At 57.8% G+C, this 24,769-nt stretch carries 23 protein-coding genes, 4 tRNA genes and 1 rRNA gene; all 28 read right to left on the bottom strand.

Going from position 1 to position 24,769, the window contains the following annotated elements; translation table 11 throughout:
- Positions 1–333, bottom strand: coding sequence for a 50S ribosomal protein L22 (gene rplV / locus DNK10_RS25135; protein ID WP_003210077.1), 333 nt, complete (start codon positions 331–333; stop codon positions 1–3).
- 11 nt (positions 334–344) lie between these two features.
- Positions 345–620: a 30S ribosomal protein S19 gene (gene rpsS / locus DNK10_RS25130; protein WP_013789761.1), complete on the bottom strand. Its 276-nt coding sequence runs from the start codon at positions 618–620 to the stop codon at positions 345–347.
- A gap of 16 nt (positions 621–636) precedes the next feature.
- The gene (gene rplB / locus DNK10_RS25125; RefSeq protein ID WP_073267839.1) at positions 637–1,461 is read right to left on the bottom strand and encodes a 50S ribosomal protein L2; all 825 of its coding nucleotides are present in this window, start codon (positions 1,459–1,461) and stop codon (positions 637–639) included.
- Between the two features lie 14 nt (positions 1,462–1,475).
- Positions 1,476–1,778: a 50S ribosomal protein L23 gene (rplW, locus tag DNK10_RS25120; RefSeq protein WP_013789759.1), complete on the bottom strand. Its 303-nt coding sequence runs from the start codon at positions 1,776–1,778 to the stop codon at positions 1,476–1,478.
- On the bottom strand, positions 1,775–2,377 hold the full coding sequence (gene rplD, locus DNK10_RS25115) for a 50S ribosomal protein L4 (RefSeq protein ID WP_042552942.1): 603 nt from the start codon (positions 2,375–2,377) through the stop codon (positions 1,775–1,777). The genes rplW and rplD overlap by 4 nt, the downstream gene beginning before the upstream one ends.
- A gap of 12 nt (positions 2,378–2,389) precedes the next feature.
- Positions 2,390–3,025, bottom strand: a complete 636-nt coding sequence (gene rplC, locus DNK10_RS25110; RefSeq protein WP_013789757.1) for a 50S ribosomal protein L3 — start codon at positions 3,023–3,025, stop codon at positions 2,390–2,392.
- Between the two features lie 82 nt (positions 3,026–3,107).
- Positions 3,108–3,419: a 30S ribosomal protein S10 gene (gene rpsJ / locus DNK10_RS25105; protein ID WP_010486970.1), complete on the bottom strand. Its 312-nt coding sequence runs from the start codon at positions 3,417–3,419 to the stop codon at positions 3,108–3,110.
- Between the two features lie 180 nt (positions 3,420–3,599).
- Positions 3,600–4,793: an elongation factor Tu gene (gene tuf, locus DNK10_RS25100; protein WP_084307122.1), complete on the bottom strand. Its 1,194-nt coding sequence runs from the start codon at positions 4,791–4,793 to the stop codon at positions 3,600–3,602.
- A 31-nt stretch (positions 4,794–4,824) separates the two neighbouring features.
- On the bottom strand, positions 4,825–6,954 hold the full coding sequence (fusA, locus tag DNK10_RS25095) for an elongation factor G (protein WP_131182242.1): 2,130 nt from the start codon (positions 6,952–6,954) through the stop codon (positions 4,825–4,827).
- A gap of 30 nt (positions 6,955–6,984) precedes the next feature.
- On the bottom strand, positions 6,985–7,455 hold the full coding sequence (gene rpsG, locus DNK10_RS25090) for a 30S ribosomal protein S7 (RefSeq protein ID WP_010490886.1): 471 nt from the start codon (positions 7,453–7,455) through the stop codon (positions 6,985–6,987).
- A gap of 117 nt (positions 7,456–7,572) precedes the next feature.
- Positions 7,573–7,944 carry a 30S ribosomal protein S12 gene (rpsL, locus tag DNK10_RS25085; RefSeq protein ID WP_003186084.1) on the bottom strand — a complete coding sequence of 124 codons (372 nt, stop codon included), beginning with the start codon at positions 7,942–7,944 and terminating at the stop codon, positions 7,573–7,575.
- A gap of 158 nt (positions 7,945–8,102) precedes the next feature.
- Complete coding sequence (rpoC, locus tag DNK10_RS25080; RefSeq protein ID WP_131193416.1) at positions 8,103–12,302, bottom strand: DNA-directed RNA polymerase subunit beta'; 4,200 nt, start codon at positions 12,300–12,302, stop codon at positions 8,103–8,105.
- A 61-nt stretch (positions 12,303–12,363) separates the two neighbouring features.
- Positions 12,364–16,437, bottom strand: a complete 4,074-nt coding sequence (rpoB, locus tag DNK10_RS25075; RefSeq protein ID WP_131193415.1) for a DNA-directed RNA polymerase subunit beta — start codon at positions 16,435–16,437, stop codon at positions 12,364–12,366.
- Positions 16,438–16,658: 221 nt separating this feature from the next.
- The gene (rplL, locus tag DNK10_RS25070) at positions 16,659–17,027 is read right to left on the bottom strand and encodes a 50S ribosomal protein L7/L12 (RefSeq protein ID WP_084307130.1); all 369 of its coding nucleotides are present in this window, start codon (positions 17,025–17,027) and stop codon (positions 16,659–16,661) included.
- A gap of 78 nt (positions 17,028–17,105) precedes the next feature.
- Positions 17,106–17,606 carry a 50S ribosomal protein L10 gene (gene rplJ, locus DNK10_RS25065; protein ID WP_084307131.1) on the bottom strand — a complete coding sequence of 167 codons (501 nt, stop codon included), beginning with the start codon at positions 17,604–17,606 and terminating at the stop codon, positions 17,106–17,108.
- Between the two features lie 212 nt (positions 17,607–17,818).
- Complete coding sequence (gene rplA, locus DNK10_RS25060; RefSeq protein WP_131182245.1) at positions 17,819–18,514, bottom strand: 50S ribosomal protein L1; 696 nt, start codon at positions 18,512–18,514, stop codon at positions 17,819–17,821.
- The gene (rplK, locus tag DNK10_RS25055; protein WP_013789749.1) at positions 18,514–18,945 is read right to left on the bottom strand and encodes a 50S ribosomal protein L11; all 432 of its coding nucleotides are present in this window, start codon (positions 18,943–18,945) and stop codon (positions 18,514–18,516) included. The genes rplA and rplK overlap by 1 nt, the downstream gene beginning before the upstream one ends.
- 117 nt (positions 18,946–19,062) lie before the next feature.
- On the bottom strand, positions 19,063–19,596 hold the full coding sequence (nusG, locus tag DNK10_RS25050; protein WP_131182246.1) for a transcription termination/antitermination protein NusG: 534 nt from the start codon (positions 19,594–19,596) through the stop codon (positions 19,063–19,065).
- A gap of 13 nt (positions 19,597–19,609) precedes the next feature.
- The gene (gene secE / locus DNK10_RS25045; protein ID WP_131182247.1) at positions 19,610–19,978 is read right to left on the bottom strand and encodes a preprotein translocase subunit SecE; all 369 of its coding nucleotides are present in this window, start codon (positions 19,976–19,978) and stop codon (positions 19,610–19,612) included.
- Positions 19,979–20,021: 43 nt separating this feature from the next.
- Positions 20,022–20,097, bottom strand: a tRNA-Trp gene (locus tag DNK10_RS25040).
- Between the two features lie 54 nt (positions 20,098–20,151).
- Positions 20,152–21,345, bottom strand: coding sequence for an elongation factor Tu (gene tuf, locus DNK10_RS25035; protein ID WP_084307122.1), 1,194 nt, complete (start codon positions 21,343–21,345; stop codon positions 20,152–20,154).
- Positions 21,346–21,429: 84 nt separating this feature from the next.
- Positions 21,430–21,505 (bottom strand) — tRNA-Thr (locus DNK10_RS25030).
- A gap of 25 nt (positions 21,506–21,530) precedes the next feature.
- Positions 21,531–21,604, bottom strand: a tRNA-Gly gene (locus DNK10_RS25025).
- 25 nt (positions 21,605–21,629) lie between these two features.
- Positions 21,630–21,714: transfer RNA gene (locus DNK10_RS25020), tRNA-Tyr, on the bottom strand.
- Positions 21,715–21,860: 146 nt separating this feature from the next.
- Positions 21,861–22,538: an SPOR domain-containing protein gene (locus tag DNK10_RS25015; RefSeq protein ID WP_131182248.1), complete on the bottom strand. Its 678-nt coding sequence runs from the start codon at positions 22,536–22,538 to the stop codon at positions 21,861–21,863.
- 3 nt (positions 22,539–22,541) lie between these two features.
- The gene (locus tag DNK10_RS25010) at positions 22,542–23,300 is read right to left on the bottom strand and encodes a pantothenate kinase (RefSeq protein ID WP_131193414.1); all 759 of its coding nucleotides are present in this window, start codon (positions 23,298–23,300) and stop codon (positions 22,542–22,544) included.
- A complete protein-coding gene (birA, locus tag DNK10_RS25005) occupies positions 23,290–24,246 on the bottom strand; it encodes a bifunctional biotin--[acetyl-CoA-carboxylase] ligase/biotin operon repressor BirA (RefSeq protein ID WP_131193420.1) in 957 nt (318 codons plus the stop codon). The genes DNK10_RS25010 and birA overlap by 11 nt, the downstream gene beginning before the upstream one ends.
- Before the next feature lie 403 nt (positions 24,247–24,649).
- Positions 24,650–24,765: ribosomal RNA gene (gene rrf / locus DNK10_RS25000) — 5S ribosomal RNA — on the bottom strand.
- Positions 24,766–24,769 lie beyond the last annotated feature (4 nt).

The raw sequence follows: 24,769 nt of genomic DNA, 5'->3' as shown, positions 1-24,769 counted from the left end.
TTACTTGTCCGCAACCTTGACAGTGATATGGCAAGACCGCTTGACGATGCGATCAGCGCGGCCTTTGGCACGCGGCATGATTCGCTTCAGCGAACGCCCCTCGTTGACGAAAACGGTGCTGACCTTCAGGTCATCAACGTCTGCGCCTTCGTTGTGCTCGGCGTTGGCTACAGCCGACTCCAGCACTTTCTTGATGATTTCAGCGGCTTTCTTACTGCTGAAAGCCAGCAGGTTGAGCGCTTCGCCCACCTTCTTCCCGCGAATCTGGTCGGCGACCAAGCGGGCTTTCTGGGCGGAGATGCGAGCGCCCGACAACTTAGCGGCTACTTCCATTTCCTTACCCCTTAACGCTTGGCTTTCTTGTCAGCCACGTGCCCACGATAGGTACGGGTACCGGCAAATTCGCCCAGTTTGTGGCCGACCATGTCTTCGTTCACGAGAACGGGGACGTGCTGGCGACCGTTATGCACGGCGATGGTCAGACCGACCATCTGCGGCAGAATCATGGAACGGCGCGACCAGGTTTTCACCGGCTTGCGATCGTTCTTTTCTGCTGCCACTTCGACCTTCTTCAGTAGGTGAAGATCGATAAAAGGACCTTTTTTCAGAGAACGTGGCACTGTCGTATCCCTCTAGTTACTTGCGACGACGGACGATCATATTGTCGGTGCGTTTGTTACCACGAGTCTTCGCGCCCTTAGTCGGGAAGCCCCATGGAGACACCGGATGACGACCACCAGAGGTACGACCTTCACCACCACCGTGTGGGTGGTCGACCGGGTTCATGGCAACACCACGAACGGTCGGGCGAACGCCACGCCAGCGTTTGGCACCAGCTTTACCCAGCGAACGCAGGCTGTGCTCGGAGTTCGAGACTTCACCCAGGGTCGCGCGGCATTCGGCCAGCACTTTACGCATTTCACCACTGCGCAGACGCAGGGTGACGTAGACGCCTTCACGAGCGATCAGCTGAGCCGAAGCACCAGCGGAACGAGCGATTTGAGCACCCTTGCCCGGCTTCAGTTCGATACCGTGAACGGTCGAACCAACCGGAATGTTACGCAGCGGCAGGCTGTTACCAGCCTTGATCGGCGCCATCGAACCTGCAACCAGCTGATCGCCGGCGCTCACACCTTTCGGTGCGATGATGTAACGACGCTCACCATCTGCATATTTCAGCAGGGCGATGTGCGCGGTACGGTTCGGGTCATATTCCACGCGTTCGACAGTGGCAGGAATGCCATCTTTGTCGTTGCGGCGGAAATCGACCAGACGGTAATGCTGCTTGTGACCACCACCGATATGACGGGTAGTGATACGGCCGTTGTTGTTACGACCGCCAGTCTTCGACTTCTTCTCGAGCAGTGGAGCATGAGGAGCGCCTTTGTGCAGCTCCTGATTGACCACCTTGACCACAAAACGGCGGCCCGCGGAAGTCGGTTTGCATTTAACGATTGCCATGATGCACCCCTTCCTTACTCAGCACTGCTGGTGGCGAAATCGAGATCTTGGCCTGGCTGAAGGGAGATGATCGCCTTCTTCCAGTCGTTACGCTTGCCCAGACCGCGAGCGGTGCGCTTGCTCTTACCCAGAACGTTCTGAGTAGTGACATGCTGAACCTTCACGCTGAACAGGCTTTCGACGGCCTTCTTGATTTCCAGCTTGGTTGCGTCAGTTGCAACCTTGAAAACGAACTGGCTTTTCTTGTCTGCCAGAGTCGTGGCCTTCTCGGAGATGTGCGGGCCAAGCAGCACTTTGAATACGCGTTCCTGGTTCATCCCAGCAGCTCCTCGAATTTCTTCACGGCAGAAACGGTGACCAGCACCTTTTCATACGCGATCAGACTGACCGGATCGGAACCCTGCACGTCACGAACATCGACATGCGGCAGGTTGCGGGCAGCCAGGTACAGATTTTGATCAACAGCGTCGGACACGATCAGAACGTCAGTCAGACCCATGTCGTTCAGCTTGCCCAGCAGCTCTTTGGTTTTCGGAGCTTCGACAGCGAAGTCTTCAACCACTACCAGACGGTCGCTACGAACCAGCTCAGCAAGAATCGAACGGATCGCAGCGCGATACATCTTCTTGTTCAGCTTCTGATCATGATTCTGCGGACGAGCTGCGAAGGTCACACCACCGCCACGCCAGATCGGACCACGAGTGGTACCGGCACGCGCACGGCCAGTACCCTTCTGACGCCATGGGCGTTTGCCGCCACCGGAAACGTCGGAACGAGTCTTCTGCTGCTTGCTGCCCTGACGGCCGCCAGCCATGTAGGCTACGACAGCTTGGTGAACCAGGGTCTCGTTGTAGTCGCCACCGAAAGTCGCATCAGAGACTTCGATCGCTTGAGCGCCATTTACATTTAATTGCATGTCAGCTTCCCCTTAACCGCGAGCCTTGGCAGCCGGACGTACAACCAGGTTGCCGCCAGTAGCGCCAGGAACGGCACCCTTGACCAGCAGCAGGTTGCGTTCAGCATCCACGCGCACTACTTCCAGGGACTGCACAGTCACGCGCTCAGCACCCATGTGACCGGACATTTTCTTGCCCTTGAAGACACGACCCGGAGTCTGGCACTGGCCAATCGAACCCGGAACGCGGTGGGACACGGAGTTACCGTGAGTGTTGTCTTGGCCGCGGAAGTTCCAACGCTTGATGGTACCGGCAAAGCCTTTACCTTTGGACTGACCGGTCACGTCGACCAGTTGACCAGCTTGGAAGATTTCAGCGTTGATCAGATCGCCAGCCTGGTAGTCGCCTTCTTCAAGACGGAATTCCAGAACGGTACGACCTGCCGCGACGTTCGCCTTGGCGAAGTGACCGGCTTGAGCCTTACTGACACGAGAAACGCGACGCTCACCGACAGTGACTTGCACTGCACGATAGCCATCGGACTCTTCAGTTTTAAACTGGGTGACGCGATTCGGTTCGATCTCAATGACCGTGACCGGAATGGAGACACCTTCTTCGGTGAAAATACGGGTCATGCCGCATTTACGACCGACTACACCAATAGTCATGTTGTAACCTCATGAGTGTACGGGGCTTTCACCCGCTATGGCCGCCCATTTCAGAGCGTTACACGACTAAAACCGCTGGGTTTTAGCCGAGGCTGATCTGCACTTCCACGCCAGCCGCAAGATCGAGCTTCATAAGAGCATCAACGGTTTTATCCGTTGGCTGGACGATGTCCAGTACACGCTTATGAGTGCGGATTTCGAACTGATCGCGCGCGTCTTTGTTGACGTGTGGCGAAGTCAGAACGGTGAACCGCTCTTTGCGAGTTGGCAGAGGAATCGGACCACGCACCTGAGCACCAGTACGTTTCGCGGTTTCCACGATTTCCTGGGTTGATTGATCGATCAGGCGATGGTCAAAAGCCTTCAACCGTATACGGATTTGTTGGTTTTGCATTTTGACCTCAGATTCCAAGCTGCGAGTCCCAGTCAACGGGCGCAGTACGCCCGTTAAAAGGAGGCGTGATTCTATAGACGCCCCCTGAGGGTGTCAACCCGGTTAGAAAATAACCAACGAAGATACCGTCCATAAAAAAGCCCCCGCATTGCGGGGGCTTTTTTACATCAGATCAGACGATTACTCGACGATCTTGGCAACCACGCCAGCACCAACGGTACGACCACCTTCGCGAATCGCGAAGCGCAGGCCGTCTTCCATGGCGATCGGCTTGATCAGGGTGACAACCATTTTGATGTTGTCGCCCGGCATTACCATCTCAACGCCTTCCGGCAGTTCGCACGAACCGGTCACGTCAGTGGTACGGAAGTAGAACTGTGGACGGTAGCCCTTGAAGAACGGGGTGTGACGACCACCTTCTTCTTTGGACAGAACGTACACTTCAGCTTCGAACTTGGTGTGCGGCTTGATGGTGCCTGGCTTGGCCAGAACCTGACCACGCTCCACGTCGTCACGCTTGGTGCCGCGCAGCAGTACACCGCAGTTCTCGCCAGCACGACCTTCGTCGAGCAGCTTGCGGAACATCTCGACACCGGTACAGGTGGTCTTGGTGGTGTCACGCAGACCAACGATCTCGATTTCTTCCTGGATCTTGACGATACCGCGCTCTACACGACCGGTAACTACAGTACCGCGGCCGGAGATCGAGAATACGTCTTCGATCGGCATCAGGAACGGACGGTCGATTGCACGAACCGGCTCCGGGATGTAGCTGTCCAGAGTTTCGACGAGTTTCTTGACAGCAGTGGTGCCCATCTCGTTGTCGTCCTGGCCGTTCAGAGCCATCAGCGCGGAACCGATGATGATCGGCGTGTCGTCGCCCGGGAAGTCGTAAGTGCTCAGCAGATCGCGCACTTCCATTTCCACCAGCTCCAGCAGCTCGGCGTCATCGACCATGTCAGCCTTGTTCAGGAACACGACGATGTACGGAACGCCTACCTGACGCGACAGCAGGATGTGCTCGCGAGTCTGCGGCATCGGGCCGTCAGCGGCCGAACAAACCAGGATCGCGCCGTCCATCTGCGCAGCACCGGTGATCATGTTCTTGACGTAGTCAGCGTGACCCGGGCAGTCAACGTGTGCGTAGTGACGTACGGACGAATCGTACTCAACGTGCGCAGTGTTGATGGTGATACCACGAGCCTTCTCTTCCGGCGCGCTGTCGATCTTGTCGAAGTCGACCTTGGCCGAACCGAATACTTCGGAGCAGACGCGGGTCAGAGCAGCGGTCAGAGTGGTTTTACCGTGGTCAACGTGACCGATGGTGCCGACGTTGACGTGCGGTTTGTTACGTTCGAATTTTTCTTTAGCCACGACAATTAACTCCTAGCGTAAAGGGGCTGAATCAGCCTTGTTTTTTAACCAGAGCTTCGACGATGTTCGACGGAGCTTCGGAGTATTTGGAGAATTCCATAGAGTAGCTCGCGCGACCCTGAGACATGGAACGAACGTCGGTTGCGTAACCGAACATCTCACCCAGCGGCACTTCGGCACGGATTACCTTGCCGGACACTGTGTCTTCCATACCCTGGATCAGACCACGACGACGATTCAGGTCACCCATCACGTCACCCATGTAGTCTTCTGGGGTTACCACTTCCACTTTCATGATCGGCTCAAGCACTACACCGCCGCCCTTCTGGGCCAGCTGCTTGGTCGCCATGGAAGCGGCCACCTTGAACGCCATCTCGTTGGAGTCGACGTCATGGTAGGAACCGTCGAAAACGGTAGCCTTCAGGCCGATGAGCGGATAGCCGGCAACGACGCCGTTCTTCATCTGCTCTTCGATACCCTTCTGGATGGCCGGGATGTATTCCTTCGGAACCACACCGCCCACGACTTCGTTGACGAACACCAGACCTTCCTGACCTTCGTCTGCCGGCGCGAAGCGAATCCAGCAGTGACCGAACTGACCACGACCACCGGACTGACGCACGAACTTGCCTTCGATTTCGCAGTTCTTGGTGATCTTCTCGCGGTAGGAAACCTGCGGCTTGCCGATGTTCGCCTCGACGTTGAACTCGCGACGCATACGGTCAACGAGAATGTCCAGGTGCAGCTCGCCCATACCGGAGATGATGGTCTGGCCGGTTTCTTCGTCGGTCTTGACGCGGAACGACGGGTCTTCCTGAGCGAGCTTGCCCAGTGCGATACCCATCTTCTCCTGGTCAGCCTTGGTCTTCGGCTCAACAGCTACCGAGATCACGGGCTCCGGGAAGTCCATACGCTCGAGGATGATCGGCTTGTCGGCGTTGCACAGGGTGTCACCAGTGGTGACGTCCTTCATGCCGATCAGAGCTGCGATGTCGCCTGCGCGCACTTCTTTGATCTCTTCACGCTGGTTGGCGTGCATCTGCACCATACGACCAACGCGCTCTTTCTTGCCCTTGACCGAGTTGATCACGGAGTCGCCCGAGGTCAGGAAACCCGAGTAGACGCGCACGAAAGTCAGAGTGCCCACGAACGGGTCGGTGGCAATCTTGAAGGCCAGAGCCGAGAACGGCTCGTTGTCGTCGGCATGACGCTCATCGAAGTCAGCATCGACCAGCTCTTCTTTCGGCTTGTCGATGAGATCCGGATGAATACCCTTGATCGCAGGGATCTCGGTCGGCGCCGGCAGGTAGTCGATGACGGCGTCGAGAACCAGAGGAACACCCTTGTTCTTGAAGGAAGAACCGCAGACAGCCGGAACAATCTCGCTGGCCAGAGTGCGCGCACGCAGACCCGCCTTGATTTCCTCGATGGTCAGTTCACCGCCTTCAAGGTACTTGTTCATCAGCTCTTCGTTGGCTTCGGCAGCGGCTTCAACCATATTGGAGCGCCACTCTTCAGCCAGCTCCAGCATATCGGCAGGAATCTCTTCCTCGCGATAGGTGGTGCCTTTGTCATCGTCGTTCCAGTAGATAGCCTTCATCTTGATCAGGTCGACCTGACCCTGGAAGTTATCTTCCGAACCGATAGCCAGCTGGATCGGCACCGGGGTGTGACCCAGACGGTTCTTGATCTGAGCTACAACACGCAGGAAGTTGGCACCGGCGCGATCCATCTTGTTCACGTAAACGACACGTGGAACGCCGTACTTGTTGGCCTGACGCCATACGGTTTCGGACTGAGGCTCGACACCGGAGGTGCCGCAGAACACCACGACCGCGCCATCGAGTACGCGCAGCGAACGCTCTACTTCAATGGTGAAGTCAACGTGGCCGGGGGTATCGATGACGTTTACGCGATAGTTGTCGTACTGACCAACCGAACCTTTCCAGAAGGTGGTAACGGCAGCGGAGGTAATGGTGATACCACGCTCCTGCTCCTGCACCATCCAGTCGGTAGTGGCTGCACCGTCATGCACCTCACCCATTTTGTGGCTGAGGCCTGTGTAGAACAGGATCCGCTCGGTAGTAGTGGTCTTGCCCGCATCGACGTGCGCACAAATACCAATGTTACGGTAGCGGTTAATTGCTGTATTACGAGCCATAAAGCCCTCGCAAATTGAGTGATGCCGGATTTAGAAACGGTAGTGCGAGAACGCTTTGTTGGCCTCGGCCATACGGTGCACATCTTCACGCTTCTTAACTGCGGCGCCTTTGCCTTCGGCAGCGTCCAGCAGTTCACCAGCCAGGCGCAGAGCCATGGATTTCTCACCACGCTTACGGGCGAAATCCACCAGCCAGCGCATGGCCAGGGCGTTACGACGGGAGGGACGAACTTCGACCGGAACCTGGTAAGTAGCACCACCTACACGGCGCGACTTCACTTCGACCAGCGGAGCGATGGCGTCGAGAGCTTTCTCGAAGATTTCCAGGGGATCGCTGTTCTTACGCTCTTTAACCTTGTCCAGGGCGCCATAAACGATACGCTCGGCAACGGCTTTCTTGCCGCTTTCCATCACGTGGTTCATGAACTTGGCCAGGATTTGGCTTCCGTATTTTGGATCGTCAAGCACTTCGCGCTTGGCTGCTACACGACGTCTTGGCATTTGATAAGCCCTCAAACGGTCTTCAGGTTAGCTCGGAACTGTAACCATGGGGTTACGCCCGACCTTACTCTTATCGACTCAATAAAATTAGAAACTGCATTCAGTACTGACGACCGATCACTTCGGACGCTTGGTACCGTATTTCGAACGACCCTGGTTACGGCCTTTGACACCCGAGGTGTCCAGCGAGCCGCGAACGGTGTGATAACGCACACCTGGCAAGTCTTTTACACGACCGCCACGGATCAGCACGACGCTGTGCTCTTGCAGGTTGTGGCCTTCACCACCGATGTACGAGGAAACCTCGAAACCATTGGTCAGACGCACACGGCAAACTTTACGCAGTGCCGAGTTAGGTTTTTTCGGGGTGGTGGTATACACGCGAGTGCACACACCACGACGCTGGGGGCAGTTCTGCAGCGCAGGTACGTCGGATTTCTCGACGATACGCTTGCGCGGCTGACGCACCAGCTGGTTGATAGTTGCCATCTACTAGCTCCACTGTCCGTCTTTCGACGCTATTTATTTACACCATAAATAAATGGCAGGGCTTATGCCCTGCCATATTTAGGGGTGCATGAGTCTAAAGAGACTCTCACCCCCAGTCAAGACACGAGCCCCGACCGCCAGGCGGCCGGGGCACGTTCTCAATTGTCGCTGGAGTTCAACGCTTCGGTCAGCGCCGCTTCCACTTCGCTCGCGCTCACACGCACAGGCTTGTCAGCCTCGCGACGACGTTTGCGTTCGCTGTGGTAAGCCAGGCCGGTACCTGCCGGGATCAGACGACCCACGACCACGTTCTCCTTCAGGCCACGCAGGAAGTCGCGCTTGCCAGTAACCGCCGCCTCGGTGAGGACGCGAGTGGTTTCCTGGAAGGATGCCGCCGAGATGAACGACTCGGTGGACAGCGACGCCTTGGTGATACCCAGCAGTACGCGGGAGTACTTGGCGATGAACTTGTCCTGCTCGGCCAGGCGCTCGTTCTCGCCCAATACCTGAGTCAGCTCCATCTGGTCGCCCTTGATGAAGGTGGAATCTCCGGACTCGGCGATCTCGACCTTGCGCAACATCTGACGCAGGATGGTCTCGATGTGCTTGTCGTTGATCTTCACGCCCTGCAGACGGTAAACGTCCTGGATCTCGTTGACGATGTACTTGGCCAGCGCGCTGACGCCCAATAGACGCAGGATGTCGTGCGGATCGCTCGGACCGTCGGAGATGACTTCGCCCTTGTTGACCTGTTCACCTTCGAACACGTTCAGGTGACGCCATTTCGGGATCAGCTCTTCGTACGGATCACTGCCATCGGTCGGCGTGATGACCAGGCGGCGCTTGCCCTTGGTCTCCTTGCCGAACGAGATGGTGCCGCTGATTTCCGCCAGAATCGAAGCTTCTTTCGGACGACGCGCTTCGAACAGGTCGGCAACGCGCGGCAGACCACCGGTGATGTCACGGGTCTTCGAGGTTTCCTGCGGGATACGGGCGATAACGTCACCGACCGCAACCTGGGCACCATCCGCCACACCGACAAGGGCGTTGGCAGGCAGGAAGTACTGAGCAGGCACGTCGGTACCTGGCAGCAGCAGATCCTTGCCGTTGGCGTCGACCAGTTTCACCGCCGGGCGGATTTCCTTGCCGGCAGCCGGACGATCCTTGGCATCGAGAACCTCGATGTTGGTCAAACCGGTCAGTTCGTCGGTCTGACGCTTGATGGTGATACCTTCCTCCATACCCACGAAGGTGACGGTACCTTTCATCTCAGTAACGATCGGGTGGGTGTGCGGATCCCACTTGGCGACGATGGCGCCAGCGTCGACCTTGTCGCCTTCCTTCACGGAAATCACCGCGCCGTACGGCAACTTGTAGCGCTCGCGCTCACGACCGAACTCGTCAGCGATAGCCAGCTCACCGGAACGCGATACCGCGATCAGGTTGCCGTCCAGACGCTCGACGTGCTTCAGGTTGTGCAGGCGAACCGCACCACCGTTCTTCACCTGGACGCTGTCGGCAGCCGAAGTCCGACTTGCCGCACCACCGATGTGGAACGTACGCATGGTCAGCTGGGTACCCGGCTCACCGATCGACTGGGCAGCGATAACGCCGACTGCTTCGCCGATGTTGATCTGGTGACCACGAGCCAGGTCGCGACCGTAGCACTTGGCGCAGATGCCGTAACGGGTTTCACAGCTGATCGGCGAACGCACGACGACTTCGTCGATGCTGTTCAGTTCGATGAACTCGACCCACTGCTCGTCGACCAACGTACCGGCCGGAACGATGACTTCTTCGGTACCCGGTTTGAACACGTCGCGAGCGATGACACGGCCCAGTACGCGCTCACCGAGTGGCTCGACCACGTCGCCACCTTCGATGTGCGGGGTCATGTACAGACCCTGCTCGGTGCCGCAATCGATCTCGGTCACCACCAGATCCTGGGCCACGTCGACGAGACGACGAGTCAGGTAACCGGAGTTCGCGGTCTTCAGTGCGGTATCCGCCAGACCTTTACGAGCACCGTGCGTGGAGATGAAGTACTGCAGTACCGACAGACCTTCGCGGAAGTTCGCGGTGATCGGCGTCTCGATGATCGAGCCGTCCGGCTTGGCCATCAGACCACGCATACCGGCCAGCTGACGGATCTGCGCGGCGGAACCACGCGCACCGGAGTCGGCCATCATGTACATGGAGTTGAAGGACTCCTGATCGACTTCGTTGCCATCGCGGTCGATGACCTTCTCTTTCGAGAGGTTCGACATCATCGCTTTGGACACTTCATCGTTGGCCTTCGACCAAAGGTCGATCACCTTGTTGTACTTCTCGCCCTGGGTAACCAGGCCGGAGGCGTACTGCGATTCGATTTCCTTCACTTCCTCGGTGGCGGCATCGATGATGCGTGCCTTCTCATCCGGGATGACGAAGTCGTTCACGCCGATCGACACACCGGAGATGGTCGAGTAGGCGAAACCGGTGTACATCAACTGGTCGGCGAAGATCACGGTATCCTTCAGACCAACGGTGCGGTAGCACTGGTTGATCAGCTTGGAGATCGCCTTCTTCTTCATCGACTGGTTGACCACATCGTACGACAGGCCGGCAGGAACCACCTGGAACAGCAGCGCACGGCCGACAGTGGTATCGACGATACGGGTGTTCTTGGTGATGCTGCCATCGCGGTCTTTGATGACTTCGTTGATGCGCACTTTCACCCGCGCGTGCAGGGATGCTTCGCCAGCGCGGAACACGCGGTCGACTTCCTGCAGGTCAGCGAACACGCGACCTTCGCCTTTTGCGTTGATGGCTTCGCGGGTCATGTAGTACAGACCCAATACAACGTCCTGGGACGGAACGATGATTGGCTCACCGTTGGCAGGCGACAGGATGTTGTTGGTGGACATCATCAGCGCGCGCGCTTCGAGCTGGGCTTCCAGCGTCAGCGGCACGTGAACGGCCATCTGGTCACCGTCGAAGTCGGCGTTGTACGCGGCGCAGACCAGCGGGTGCAGCTGGATGGCCTTACCTTCGATCAGTACCGGCTCGAAGGCCTGGATACCCAGACGGTGAAGGGTCGGTGCACGGTTGAGCAATACGGGGTGTTCGCGAATCACTTCGGCGAGAACGTCCCACACTTCCGGCAGCTCGCGCTCGACCATCTTCTTGGCAGCCTTGATGGTGGTCGCCAGACCACGCATTTCCAGCTTGCCGAAAATGAACGGTTTGAACAGCTCGAGGGCCATCTTCTTCGGCAGACCGCACTGGTGCAGACGCAGCGCCGGGCCTACGGTAATTACCGAACGGCCGGAGTAGTCAACGCGCTTACCGAGCAGGTTCTGACGGAAACGACCCTGTTTACCCTTGATCATATCGGCCAGGGACTTCAGAGGACGCTTGTTCGAACCGGTGATGGCGCGACCGCGACGACCGTTGTCGAGCAGTGCGTCGACCGCTTCCTGCAACATGCGCTTTTCGTTGCGCACGATGATGTCGGGAGCCGAGAGGTCGAGCAGACGCTTCAGGCGGTTGTTACGGTTGATGACGCGGCGATACAGGTCGTTCAGGTCGCTCGTTGCGAAGCGGCCACCGTCCAGCGGAACGAGCGGACGCAGATCTGGCGGCAGAACCGGCAGAACGGTCAGCACCATCCACTCTGGCAGGTTGCCGGAGCCCAGGAAGGCTTCCATCAACTTCAGACGCTTGGACAGCTTCTTGATCTTGGTTTCCGAGTTGGTCTGCGGAATCTCTTCGCGCAGGCGACCGATCTCGTGTTCCAGGTCGATAGCGTGCAGCAGCTCGCGAACGGCCTCGGCACCCATGCGGGCGTCGAAGTCGTCACCGAACTCCTCCAGTGCCTCGAAGTACTGCTCGTCGTTGAGCAGTTGACCCTTTTCGAGGGTGGTCATGCCCGGATCGATAACGACGTAGCTCTCGAAATAGAGAACGCGTTCGATATCACGCAGGGTCATGTCCATCAGCAGGCCGATACGCGACGGCAGCGACTTGAGGAACCAGATGTGGGCGACCGGCGAAGCCAGTTCGATGTGCGCCATGCGTTCACGACGAACCTTGGCCAGAGCGACTTCGACGCCACACTTCTCACAGATCACACCACGGTGCTTCAGGCGCTTGTACTTACCGCACAGGCACTCGTAATCCTTGACCGGGCCAAAGATCTTGGCGCAGAACAGGCCGTCACGCTCAGGCTTGAACGTACGGTAGTTGATGGTTTCCGGCTTTTTAACTTCACCGAACGACCACGAACGGATCATCTCAGGCGAAGCAAGGCCGATGCGAATGGCATCGAACTCTTCGACTTGACCCTGGTTTTTCAGCAAATTCAGTAGGTCTTTCAAGGCCTTTCCTCCTGGCGGAGCAGGCAGCGGGCATATTGCCCCGCTGCCGATTCACGTCGTGTTATTCGGTTTCCAGATCGATATCGATACCGAGCGAACGAATCTCTTTGATCAACACGTTGAAGGACTCGGGCATGCCCGGCTCCATGCGGTGATCGCCATCCACGATGTTCTTGTACATCTTGGTACGGCCGTTCACGTCGTCCGACTTGACGGTCAACATTTCCTGCAGGGTATAGGCGGCACCATAAGCTTCCAGAGCCCAGACCTCCATCTCCCCGAAGCGCTGACCACCGAACTGCGCCTTACCACCCAGCGGCTGCTGGGTAACCAGGCTGTAGGAACCCGTGGAACGCGCGTGCATCTTGTCGTCCACCAGGTGGTTCAGTTTCAGCATGTACATGTAGCCAACGGTGGTCGGACGCTCGAACTGGTTCCCCGTACGGCCGTCGATCAGGCGCATCTGGCCGCTTTCCGGCAGATCTGCCAGTTTCAGCATGGCCTTGATTTCGCTTTCCTTGGCACCGTCGAAAACCGGAGTAGCCATCGGCACGCCTTTGCGCAGGTTGTTGGCCAGGGCCAGCACTTCCTGATCGCTCAGCTCGTCGAGGTTCTCCTGACGCCCACCGATCTCGTTGTAGATCTCGTTGAGGAACTTGCGCAAATCAGCGATCTTGCGCTGCTCCTCGAGCATCAGGTTGATCTTCTCGCCCAGGCCCTTGGCCGCGAGGCCCAGGTGGGTTTCGAGGATCTGACCGACGTTCATACGCGACGGTACGCCGAGCGGGTTGAGGACGATGTCGACCGGCGTGCCATGCACGTCGTGCGGCATGTCTTCGACCGGCATGATCACCGAGACAACACCCTTGTTGCCGTGACGACCCGCCATCTTGTCACCCGGCTGGATGCGACGGCGGATGGCCAGGTAGACCTTGACGATCTTCAGTACGCCCGGAGCCAGGTCATCGCCCTGCTGCAGTTTGCGTTTCTTGTCTTCGAACTTGTCGTCGAGCAGCTGACGGCGGTCGGAGATGTAGGCCTGGGCCTTTTCCAACTGCTCGTTCAGTGCATCTTCAGCCATGCGCAGCTTGAACCACTGGCCACGCTCCAGACCGTCGAGCACTTCGTCAGTGATCGCAGCACCTTTCTTCAGGCCGGCGCCGCCTTCGGCGACCTTGCCAACCAGAGCGGCACGCAGACGCTCGAAGGTCGCGCCTTCGACGATGCGGAACTCTTCGTTCAGATCCTTGCGGATCTCGTCCAGCTGGCTCTTCTCGATCGACAGAGCACGAGCATCACGCTCGACGCCGTCACGGGTGAAGACCTGTACGTCGATGACGGTACCCTTGGTGCCGGTCGGCACGCGCAGGGAGGTGTCCTTAACGTCGCTGGCCTTCTCACCGAAGATCGCACGCAACAGCTTCTCTTCAGGCGTCAGCTGGGTCTCGCCTTTCGGCGTGACTTTACCAACCAGAATGTCGCCTGGGCCGACTTCGGCACCGACGTAGACGATACCGGCTTCGTCGAGCTTGTTCAGTGCAGCTTCACCCACGTTCGGGATGTCCGCAGAGATTTCCTCTGGGCCGAGCTTGGTGTCACGCGCCACGCAGGTCAGTTCCTGGATGTGGATCGTGGTGAAGCGGTCTTCCTGAACCACGCGCTCGGAGAGCAGGATGGAGTCTTCGAAGTTGTAACCGTTCCACGGCATGAACGCGACGCGCATGTTCTGACCCAGCGCCAGTTCACCCATGTCGGTGGACGGGCCGTCAGCCATGATGTCGCCACGCGCAACCACATCACCTTTCTGCACCAGCGGACGCTGGTTGATGCAGGTGTTCTGGTTGGAGCGGGTGTATTTGGTCAGGTTGTAGATGTCCACACCGGCTTCACCGGTTTCGACTTCATCGTTGGCAACGCGAACCACGATACGGCTGGCATCGACGGAGTCGATCACACCACCGCGGCGAGCCACGACGCAGACGCCGGAGTCACGGGCGACGTTGCGCTCCATGCCGGTACCGACCAGCGGCTTGTCCGAACGCAGGGTCGGGACGGCCTGACGCTGCATGTTCGAACCCATGAGTGCACGGTTGGCGTCGTCGTGCTCGAGGAACGGAATCAACGAGGCAGCGACGGATACGACCTGCTTCGGCGATACGTCCATCAGCGTGACATCTTCCGGCGCCTTGACGGTGAACTCGTTGAGGTGACGCACGGCAACCAGCTCGTCGATCAGCTGCCCCTTGTCGTTCAGGGTCGCGGATGCCTGAGCGATGACGTGATCGGCCTCTTCGATGGCGGACAGGAACACGATCTCGTCGGTGACCTTGCCTTCCTGAACAACGCGGTACGGACTTTCCAGGAAGCCGTACTGGTTGGTGCGGGCATAGGCCGCCAGGGAGTTGATCAGACCGATGTTCGGGCCTTCCGGCGTTTCGATCGGGCACACGCGGCCGTAATGGGTCGGGTGTACGTCACGGACTTCGAAGCCTGCGCGCTCACGGGTCAGACCGCCCGGGCCGAGTGCGGAAACACGGCGCTTGTGGGTGATCTCGGAGAGCGGGTTGTTCTGATCCATGAACTGGGAAAGCTGGCTGGAACCGAAGAATTCCTTCACCGCCGCCGCAACTGGCTTGGCGTTGATCAGATCCTGCGGCATCAGGCCTTCGCTTTCGGCCATCGACAGACGTTCCTTGACCGCACGCTCGACGCGCACCAGGCCAACACGGAACTGGTTCTCGGCCATCTCGCCGACGCAACGTACACGGCGGTTACCCAGGTGGTCGATGTCATCGACGATACCTTTGCCGTTACGGATGTCGACCAGAGTCTTGAGCACTTCGACGATATCTTCGCGGCTCAACACGCCCGAACCTTCGATCTCGGTGCGACCGATACGACGGTTGAACTTCATGCGGCCCACGGCAGACAGGTCGTAACGCTCGGCGCTGAAGAACAGGTTGTTGAACAGCGTCTCGGCGGCATCCTTGGTAGGTGGCTCGCCAGGACGCATCATGCGATAGATCTCGACCAGCGCTTCCAGCTGATTGGTGGTGCTGTCGATCTTCAGCGTATCGCTGATGAACGGCCCACAGTCGATGTCGTTGGTGTACAGGGTCTCGATGCGCACGACCTGAGCCTTGGCGATCTTCGCCAGCAACTCGACCGACAGCTCGGTATTGCACTCGCAGAGAATTTCACCAGTGGCCGGGTGCACGATCGCCTTGGCGGAGGTGCGGCCGATCAGGTAGTCGAACGGTACGTCCAATTCCTTGATGCCGGCTTTGTCCAGCTGGTTGATGTGGCGAGCGGTAATACGACGACCCTGCTCGACAATCACTTTGCCGCTGCCGTCCAGAATGTCCTGGCTGGCGATTTCACCACGCAGACGCTGCGGTACGAGTTCCAGGCTCAGGCCTTCACCTTTGACGTGGAAAACGTTGGTGGTATAGAAGGCGTCCAGCACTTCTTCAGTGCTGTAGCCCAGCGCGCGCAGCAGTACCGAGGCCGGCAGTTTGCGGCGGCGGTCGATACGCACGAACACCGCGTCCTTCGGATCGAACTCGAAGTCCAACCAGGAACCGCGGTAAGGAATGATGCGAGCGGAGTACAGCAGCTTGCCCGAACTGTGAGTCTTGCCACGGTCGTGGTCGAAGAACACACCCGGGGAACGGTGCAGCTGGGAAACGATCACACGCTCGGTACCGTTGATGACGAAGGTACCGTTCTCGGTCATGAGCGGAATTTCGCCCATGTACACTTCCTGCTCCTTGATGTCCTTGATCGCTTTGTTCGACGATTCTTTGTCGAAAATGATCAGGCGCACTTTCACGCGCAGCGGGACGGCGAAGGTCACGCCACGCAGCACGCACTCCTTGACGTCGAACGCCGGCTCGCCCAGGCGATAACCGACGTATTCCAGAGCAGCGTTGCCGGAGTAGCTGATGATCGGGAATACAGATTTGAAGGCCGCATGCAGGCCGATGTCGCGGAACTGTTCCTTGCTCGCGCCTTGCTGCAGGAATTCGCGGTACGAATCCAGCTGGATGGCCAGGAGGTAAGGCACATCCATGACATCCGGCAACTTGCTAAAGTCCTTGCGGATACGTTTTTTCTCAGTGTATGAGTAAGCCATCAGCGTTCCCCAGCTTGGTCACCTGCTTATTTGGCTTCTCCGACGGGAGCAGCCAGAAACTCGTGCAAACCCTAGGTTTGCTCCACCTCGTTGGTGGGTCTTTTCACGCTCCAAGACAGGGCCATTGAGCAGCCGAGCTAGAACGGAAAAAGGCCGGTGGCAAGAGCCACCAGCCGTCAGCCTTGTGCGAATCGCGCGGGCTGTAGACGCAAGGTCGTCGCTTACTTGAGCTCGACTTTGGCGCCTGCTTCTTCCAGAGCTTTCTTGGCAGCTTCGGCTTCGTCTTTCGACACGCCTTCTTTGACCACGCCAGGAGCGCCGTCAACAACTGCTTTAGCTTCTTTCAGACCCAGACCGGTCAGTTCGCGAACGGCTTTGATGACGTTCACTTTCTTCTCGCCAGCTTCGGTCAGGATGACGTTGAACTCGGTTTGCTCTTCAGCAACGGCAGCAGCCGGGCCAGCAGCAGCAACGGTAGCAGCAGCGGCGGTAACGCCGAACTTCTCTTCCATTGCCTTGATCAGTTCAACAACTTCCAGAACGGATTTCTGGCCGATTGCTTCGATGATATCTTCGTTAGACAGAGCCATGACTCTAATTCCTGTATTGGGGGACAGCCTTCGCGACCGTCAAATTAAACAAATAAGCGCGAGAACGAATGACGTACCTTAAGCGGCAGCGGCTTCTTTCTGGTCGCGAACGGCCGCCAGAGTACGAGCCAGTTTGCTGGTAGCGCCTTGAATCACGCTCATCAGCTGGGAAATGGCTTCGTCATAGGTCGGCAGAGTTGCCAGTACGTCGATCTGATTGGCTGCGAGGAACTGACCCTCGAACGCAGCTGCCTTGATCTCGAACTTGTCCTGACCCTTGGCGAAATCCTTGAAGATACGAGCAGCAGCGCCCGGATGTTCGGTGGAGAAAGCGATAAGGGTCGGGCCTTTGAACACGTCGTTGAGCACATCATACTGAGTGCCTTCAACAGCGCGCTTGAGCAGGGTGTTACGTACGACACGTACGTATACGCCAGCTTCGCGGGCCTCTTTACGGAGTCCGGTCATAGCACCTACGGTCACGCCACGGGCATCAGCCACGACAGCGGACAGGGCAGCTTTGGCAGCCTCGTTGACTTCAGCGACGATGGCCTTCTTGTCTTCGAGTTTAATTGCCACGGGTTTACTCCTGGATGTTACCGTTTCGCCCGGCCTGAGCCGGACGGCGTTTTGGTGTCTGATTCGGTAAGAATCGGGAGCACCATCTGCGTAGGGTGGAAGATTGCTCTTCTGGTTTGAGGCTTGCGCCCCCTACGGTCTTGGATAGCCCCCGCCAGGCAGGGACCCCAATTTTTCGCTGCAGGCGCACTAGGTGCGCCTGCAGTCATTCGTTAAGCGTCCAGCGAGCCTTGGTCGATCAGCAGACCTGGGCCCATAGTGGTGCTCAGAGTCACGCGCTTGACGTAGATGCCTTTCGAGGTCGACGGCTTCAGGCGCTTCAGATCGGCCAGCAGTGCTTCCACGTTCTGCTTCAGCTTGTCGGCTTCGAAGCCAACCTTGCCAACGGAGCTGTGGATGATGCCGTTCTTGTCAGTACGGAAACGTACTTGACCAGCTTTGGCATTCTTGACTGCAGTAGCGACGTCCGGAGTCACGGTACCGACTTTCGGGTTCGGCATCAGACCGCGCGGGCCGAGAACCTGACCCAGCTGGCCGACGACGCGCATGGCGTCCGGAGAAGCGATGACCACGTCATAGTTCAGATCGCCGCCTTTCATTTCAGCAGCCAGATCGTCCATGCCTACACGGTCAGCGCCGGCAGCCAGAGCGGCTTCAGCGCCCGGGCCTTGGGTGAAGACGGCAACGCGTACGCTCTTGCCAGTGCCGTTCGGCAGCACGGTAGCGCCACGCACGACCTGATCCGATTTACGCGGGTCAACGCCGAGGTTGATAGCGATATCAACGGACTCGGAGAACTTGACGGCGGAGATTTCAGCCAGCAACGCAGCAGCGTCGGTGAAGCTGTAGGCTTTACCCGGCTCGATCTTGGCCGCGATAGCCTTTTGGCGCTTGGTCAGCTTAGCCATTATACACCCTCCACGTTGAGGCCCATGCTACGAGCGGAACCGGCGATGGTACGCACGGCCGCATCCATATCAGCTGCAGTCAGATCGGCCTGTTTGGTTTTGGCGATCTCTTCGAGCTGGGCACGGGTAACGGTGCCGACCTTGACGGTATTCGGACGAGCCGAACCGCTGGTCAGACCGGCTGCTTTTTTCAGCAGCACGGAAGCCGGGGTGCTCTTGGTTTCGAAGGTGAAGCTACGGTCGCTGTATACAGTGATGATCACTGGAGTCGGCAGACCAGGTTCCATGCCCTGAGTCTTGGCGTTGAACGCCTTGCAGAATTCCATGATGTTCACGCCGTGCTGACCCAGAGCCGGGCCGACGGGTGGCGACGGGTTGGCCTGACCGGCCTTTACTTGCAGCTTGATATAAGCCGTGATTTTCTTAGCCATTAGCTACTCCAGTTACGGGTTCTAGCGCCTCGCGGCTCCCCGGACTATTGCCTGTTTATCCCAGTGACAACAAAACCCCGCAGCCTACGGCTGCGGGGTATGGGATGCGTTTGTCAGTTACGACTTCTCGACCTGACTGAACTCCAGCTCGACCGGTGTCGAGCGACCAAAAATGGTCACTGCCACCTGGATACGGCTTTTCTCGTAATTGACTTCTTCGACGACGCCACTGAAATCAGCGAACGGGCCATCAGTGACTCGAACCATCTCGCCCGGCTCGAACAGAGTCTTGGGCTTCGGCTTGTCACCGCTATCGGCGACACGACGCAGGATGGCGTCAGCTTCTTTTTCAGTAATTGGTGCAGGCTTATCAGCAGTACCACCGATGAACCCCATAACGCGCGGCGTATCCTTGATCAAGTGCCAAGTCGCCTCGTTCATTTCCATCTGCACCAGCACATAACCTGGAAAGAACTTTCGCTCGCTCTTGCGCTTCTGGCCATTACGCATTTCCACCACTTCTTCGGTGGGAACCAGAATATCGCCGAAATCATCTTCCATTCCGGCGAATTTGACGCGCTCGATCAGCGAACGCATTACATGCTTCTCGTAACCCGAGTAAGCATGCACAACGTACCAACGCTTAGCCACGGGACACCCTATTTCAACTTACGATAAACGACACAAGCCAACCCAGGAGCGAATCGAGCCCCCACAACATCAGAGCCATGACCAGCACGACAAGGACGACGATCAGCGTGGTTTGCGTGGTTTCCTGGCGCGTCGGCCAGACAACCTTGCGAATCTCGACGCGAGCTTCCTTCGCCAGACCAAAGAAGGCCCGACCCTTTGTCGTCTGCAGGGCGATGGCAGCAGCAGCTACCGCAAGCACCAACAGCACGACGACGCGGTACAGAATCGGCTCACCAGAGAAGTACTGATTACCGACTACCCCAGCAACAACGAGCAGGGACGCCACAATCCACTTGAGCAGATCGAAGCGAGAGTCTTTGGCTTCAGACTTAGCATTCATGAACAAGGATCCTGTGAGAAGACACGCCAAATTCGTTAGAAAATGGCAGGTCAGGAGGGAATCGAACCCCCAACCTGCGGTTTTGGAGACCGCCGCTCTGCCAATTGAGCTACTGACCTAGAACAAAAATCAGGCCGACCATTATGCCGGCCTGACAGGGACAGATCAATCGATTATTCGACGATCTTGGCAACTACACCAGCACCAACGGTACGACCACCTTCGCGAATCGCGAAACGCAGGCCGTCTTCCATGGCGATCGGCTTGATCAGGGTGACAACCATTTTGATGTTGTCGCCCGGCATTACCATCTCAACGCCTTCCGGCAGTTCGCACGAACCGGTCACGTCAGTGGTACGGAAGTAGAACTGTGGACGGTAGCCCTTGAAGAACGGGGTGTGACGACCACCTTCTTCTTTGGACAGAACGTACACTTCAGCTTCGAACTTGGTGTGCGGCTTGATGGTGCCTGGCTTGGCCAGAACCTGACCACGCTCCACGTCGTCACGCTTGGTGCCGCGCAGCAGTACACCGCAGTTCTCGCCAGCACGACCTTCGTCGAGCAGCTTGCGGAACATTTCAACACCGGTACAGGTGGTCTTGGTGGTGTCACGCAGACCAACGATCTCGATTTCTTCCTGGATCTTGACGATACCGCGCTCTACACGACCGGTAACTACAGTACCGCGGCCGGAGATCGAGAATACGTCTTCGATCGGCATCAGGAACGGACGGTCGATTGCACGAACCGGCTCTGGGATGTAGCTGTCCAGAGTTTCGACGAGTTTCTTGACGGCAGTGGTGCCCATCTCGTTGTCGTCCTGGCCGTTCAGAGCCATCAGCGCGGAACCGATGATGATCGGCGTGTCGTCGCCCGGGAAGTCGTAAGTGCTCAGCAGATCGCGCACTTCCATTTCCACCAGCTCCAGCAGCTCGGCGTCATCGACCATGTCAGCCTTGTTCAGGAACACGACGATGTACGGAACGCCTACCTGACGCGACAGCAGGATGTGCTCGCGAGTCTGAGGCATCGGGCCGTCAGCGGCCGAACAAACCAGGATCGCGCCATCCATCTGCGCAGCACCGGTGATCATGTTCTTGACGTAGTCAGCGTGACCCGGGCAGTCAACGTGTGCGTAGTGACGTACGGACGAATCGTACTCAACGTGCGCAGTGTTGATGGTGATACCACGAGCCTTCTCTTCCGGCGCGCTGTCGATCTTGTCGAAGTCGACCTTGGCCGAACCGAATACTTCGGAGCAGACGCGGGTCAGAGCAGCGGTCAGAGTGGTTTTACCGTGGTCAACGTGACCGATGGTGCCGACGTTGACGTGCGGCTTGTTACGTTCAAACTTTTCTTTAGCCATTTTGACCGTCTCCGAACGAAGAATTCAGCTAGCGATACCGCCATTAAAACAAAGGCAGATACTTTCATATCTGCCTTTATCAAATGGAGCTCATGAGCGGATTCGAACCGCTGACCTCACCCTTACCAAGGGTGTGCTCTACCAACTGAGCTACATGAGCAAATATGTTGCACGACCAACAAAGCTGGAGCGGGCAGCGGGAATCGAACCCGCATCATCAGCTTGGAAGGCTGAGGTTCTACCACTGAACTATGCCCGCGGAGCCTGCAGCTCACGCTTAAATCTGGTGGAGGGAGAAGGATTCGAACCTTCGAAGTCGATGACGTCAGATTTACAGTCTGATCCCTTTGGCCGCTCGGGAATCCCTCCATAAGGAGGCGGCATTCTCAATATCTGCCACCCTACTGTCAAGCACTTTCTCATTTAAAAACCTGAGCTTAGCGACACTAACAGCAACTTCACATACACACCCGTAAAGGCGTCCACCCTGCGAAGCGGGCGCCATTCTATGCATTCTATCGAGGGCTTGCAACCCCCTCGCACGGCATTAATTGATGTTGTAAGCCTTTGAAGTCCAAAGACAAACGCTCGAGCAGTGAATCATCGACCAAGCGCCGGCTTTCTGGAGCGACGCGCACCCAATGACGGCGGTTCGCCCGCGGCAGCTCACGGAGCAACGGTTCGTAGCCCGCACCGCGTAATCGCGAGATCACGCTATCGGCAGAATCGTGACGGGGAAAGATTCCCAGGGAGATACCGTTGGAAAGATCACCCTGGGTAATGATGTAGCTGTCTATCTTGCGTGCCTGTAATTCTCGCAATTGTCTCAACGAGGCCTGACGCGAAGCCAGCGGCGGCAGGTAAACCCAGTAGTCGACCGCACCCGCAGACTCGACTATCTGCATCTGCGAGCGAATATCCAGGCTGAGCAGGCGCTGCTCGACCTGCTCGGCCTCGGCACTTTCCTCAAAACTACCCAGGAACAGACATACCGACTCGTTGGCCGGCGTTTCCTTCACCGCAGGAGCACGTCGCTGCTGCAGTTCGGACTCACTGAGCAGTTGAATGTCGCGCCGGCTTTCCTGATACAGCGACAGGGGGGCGACTTCTTTCGCATACATTGGCGCCTGCTGCTGATGCCAGACGTAGTAGAAAGCATTCAGCACCACCAGGAGCATGAAAATCCAGCGCATAACCTATCCCCTCGCCAGTGGACAGGCGATCGCCAAGCCAATAAACACCAGATCCGGCACCACGCGCGCAGCAGGCACCCATTCGGCGGCCAGTACAGCATCCCCACCAGTAAGAAATACGGTCACATCATCGCCACATTGCTGGCGAGCAAGCTCAAGCTGGGTATCGACGAAGCCGCGCAACATCAGTAGGCAACCACGCTCCACGGCTTCAGCCGTTGAACGCCCAGGCGTCAGGCTGTGCTGCGCCCGCTCAGCAACAGCATCGTCATAACGAATGCGGCGAGTATGGGTGCGCAGTTGATTGCGCATCAGCGGCATCCCCGGACAGATGAAACCGCCCAGGTGGTTGCCAGCCGCATTGATGAAGTCCGAGGTGATCGCAGTACCCAGATCCAGAACCAGACAGGCACGCTGCTCCAAGCTGTAAGCGCCGACCACCGCAAGCCATCGATCGAGTCCCAAGCGCTGGTATTCATCATAGCCATTGCTCACACCAGCCAGCTCCTTCGCCGGCGCGGCAATCATGCAATCGATACCGAAACGCGCCTTCAAGGCATCCACCAGGAGTCGCGTTTCATCTTCAGTGCGCACACTGACAAGGCGACAGGTGAACAGCTCTCCAGGAAAGCGAGAGATCAGCGCACCGAGAAGCTCCTCATCGCTACCGACCACGCCACCGGCAACCACCCGAGCATCATCCTGCCTAGGCAGAACACGCCACTTGATAAAGCTGTTGCCACAATCAAGCTCAAGAATCATCACGCAACCTCAAGCTAAGCTCCCCACCACTGAACACGCGCTCGCTACCATCAATATCGAGGCGCAGTGCGCCGCTGTCATCGACACCCAGAACACACCCATCCACAGACTGCACACCGGCTGCGAGTGACACCGCTCGACCTTGCCACAGGTGATTAGCCTCCCACTGTTCACGCAGAGCGGCAAAACCATCCCGCCGATGCAATTCCAGGTAGTGCTCAAGCTGGAGACTGAGGTCGCTCACGAAACGGTTGCGATCGATCTGTGCCCCCAGGATCTGCCTGATCGACGTCCATGGCTGATCGATGACATCTCCAGCCACTACCCGCATATTGATGTTGACCCCAATTCCGATTACTACATGGCAAACATCAGCGGGGTCACCGGATAACTCCAGAAGGATGCCGGCAATCTTGCGCCCACCCACCAACAAGTCATTGGGCCACTTCAGGCCAACATCAGTAACACCTGCCCCGCGGATGGTATGCAGCAAGGCGAGGCCAACCACCAGGCTCAAGCCTTCTATCTGACGCATGCCCCCGGTGATGCGCAGCACCAGGCTGTAGTACAGGTTCTCCCCGAAAGGGCTCACCCAACTCCGCCCACGACGCCCGCGGCCTGCAGTCTGCTGCTCTGCAATGACCAGAAAAGGCGGCACCGCTGCAGATGCCAGACGACGCAGGGCTTCCGCGTTGGTGGAGTCCACCTGCTGCAGGAGCGTGACGGGCCAGCCACTCGGCAGGCCAAGTGCGTCATCCGCCAATAGAGAAAGCGGCGCCTCAAGACGATAACCGCGACCACGCACCTTGTGGATGCTGAGATCGAACTCAGCCTCGAGCGCCTGCAGCCGCTTCCATATCGCAGCGCGGCTCACACCAATCGCTGCACCGAGTTCTTCGCCCGAATGGAACTGGCCATCTTGTAAAAGTCGCAATAAAGGCTGCATGCCGAACCTGCCGTGCAATAAGGTGCGCATGATAGCGATGCGCTCCGCCGCTGCCTACCGAGGGCGGAAACGCAATTGCCTCGCTGGTGTGAAAATGAACAGATATGGAAGACGCTCCACCCTTCCACCACGAGCCCACCACCACGCTAAGGCCGTACGGTTGCTTCTTCCGTAGCCTGGGTTGAGCGCAGCGATACCCGGGGAGGGCCATCAACGCCAAAGTCCCTCGCGCGTAGGACGGGCTTTTGTAGGAGCTGCTGGGGCGCCTAGCCTTGCTGGCGATGCTCTTGAACTACTGCTCGTCGGCAAGGCCCAGGCGCTCCCCTGAACTGGGGCCCAAGACTTTCCCGGCCCCAAAGACGAAACCCCAGACCTCTGTCGAGATCTGGGGTTTCCAGTAGAAGCTTGACGATGACCTACTCTCACATGGGGAGACCCCACACTACCATCGGCGATGCATTGTTTCACTACTGAGTTCGGGATGGGATCAGGTGGTTCCAACGCTCTATGGTCGTCAAGCAAT

The organism is Phytopseudomonas daroniae, assembly GCF_004327275.1.
In the GTDB taxonomy this organism is placed as follows: Bacteria; Pseudomonadota; Gammaproteobacteria; order Pseudomonadales; family Pseudomonadaceae; genus Aquipseudomonas; species Aquipseudomonas daroniae.
The sequence above is the reverse complement of the archived record's forward strand: the minus strand, read 5'-3'. Positions and strand labels throughout refer to the sequence as shown.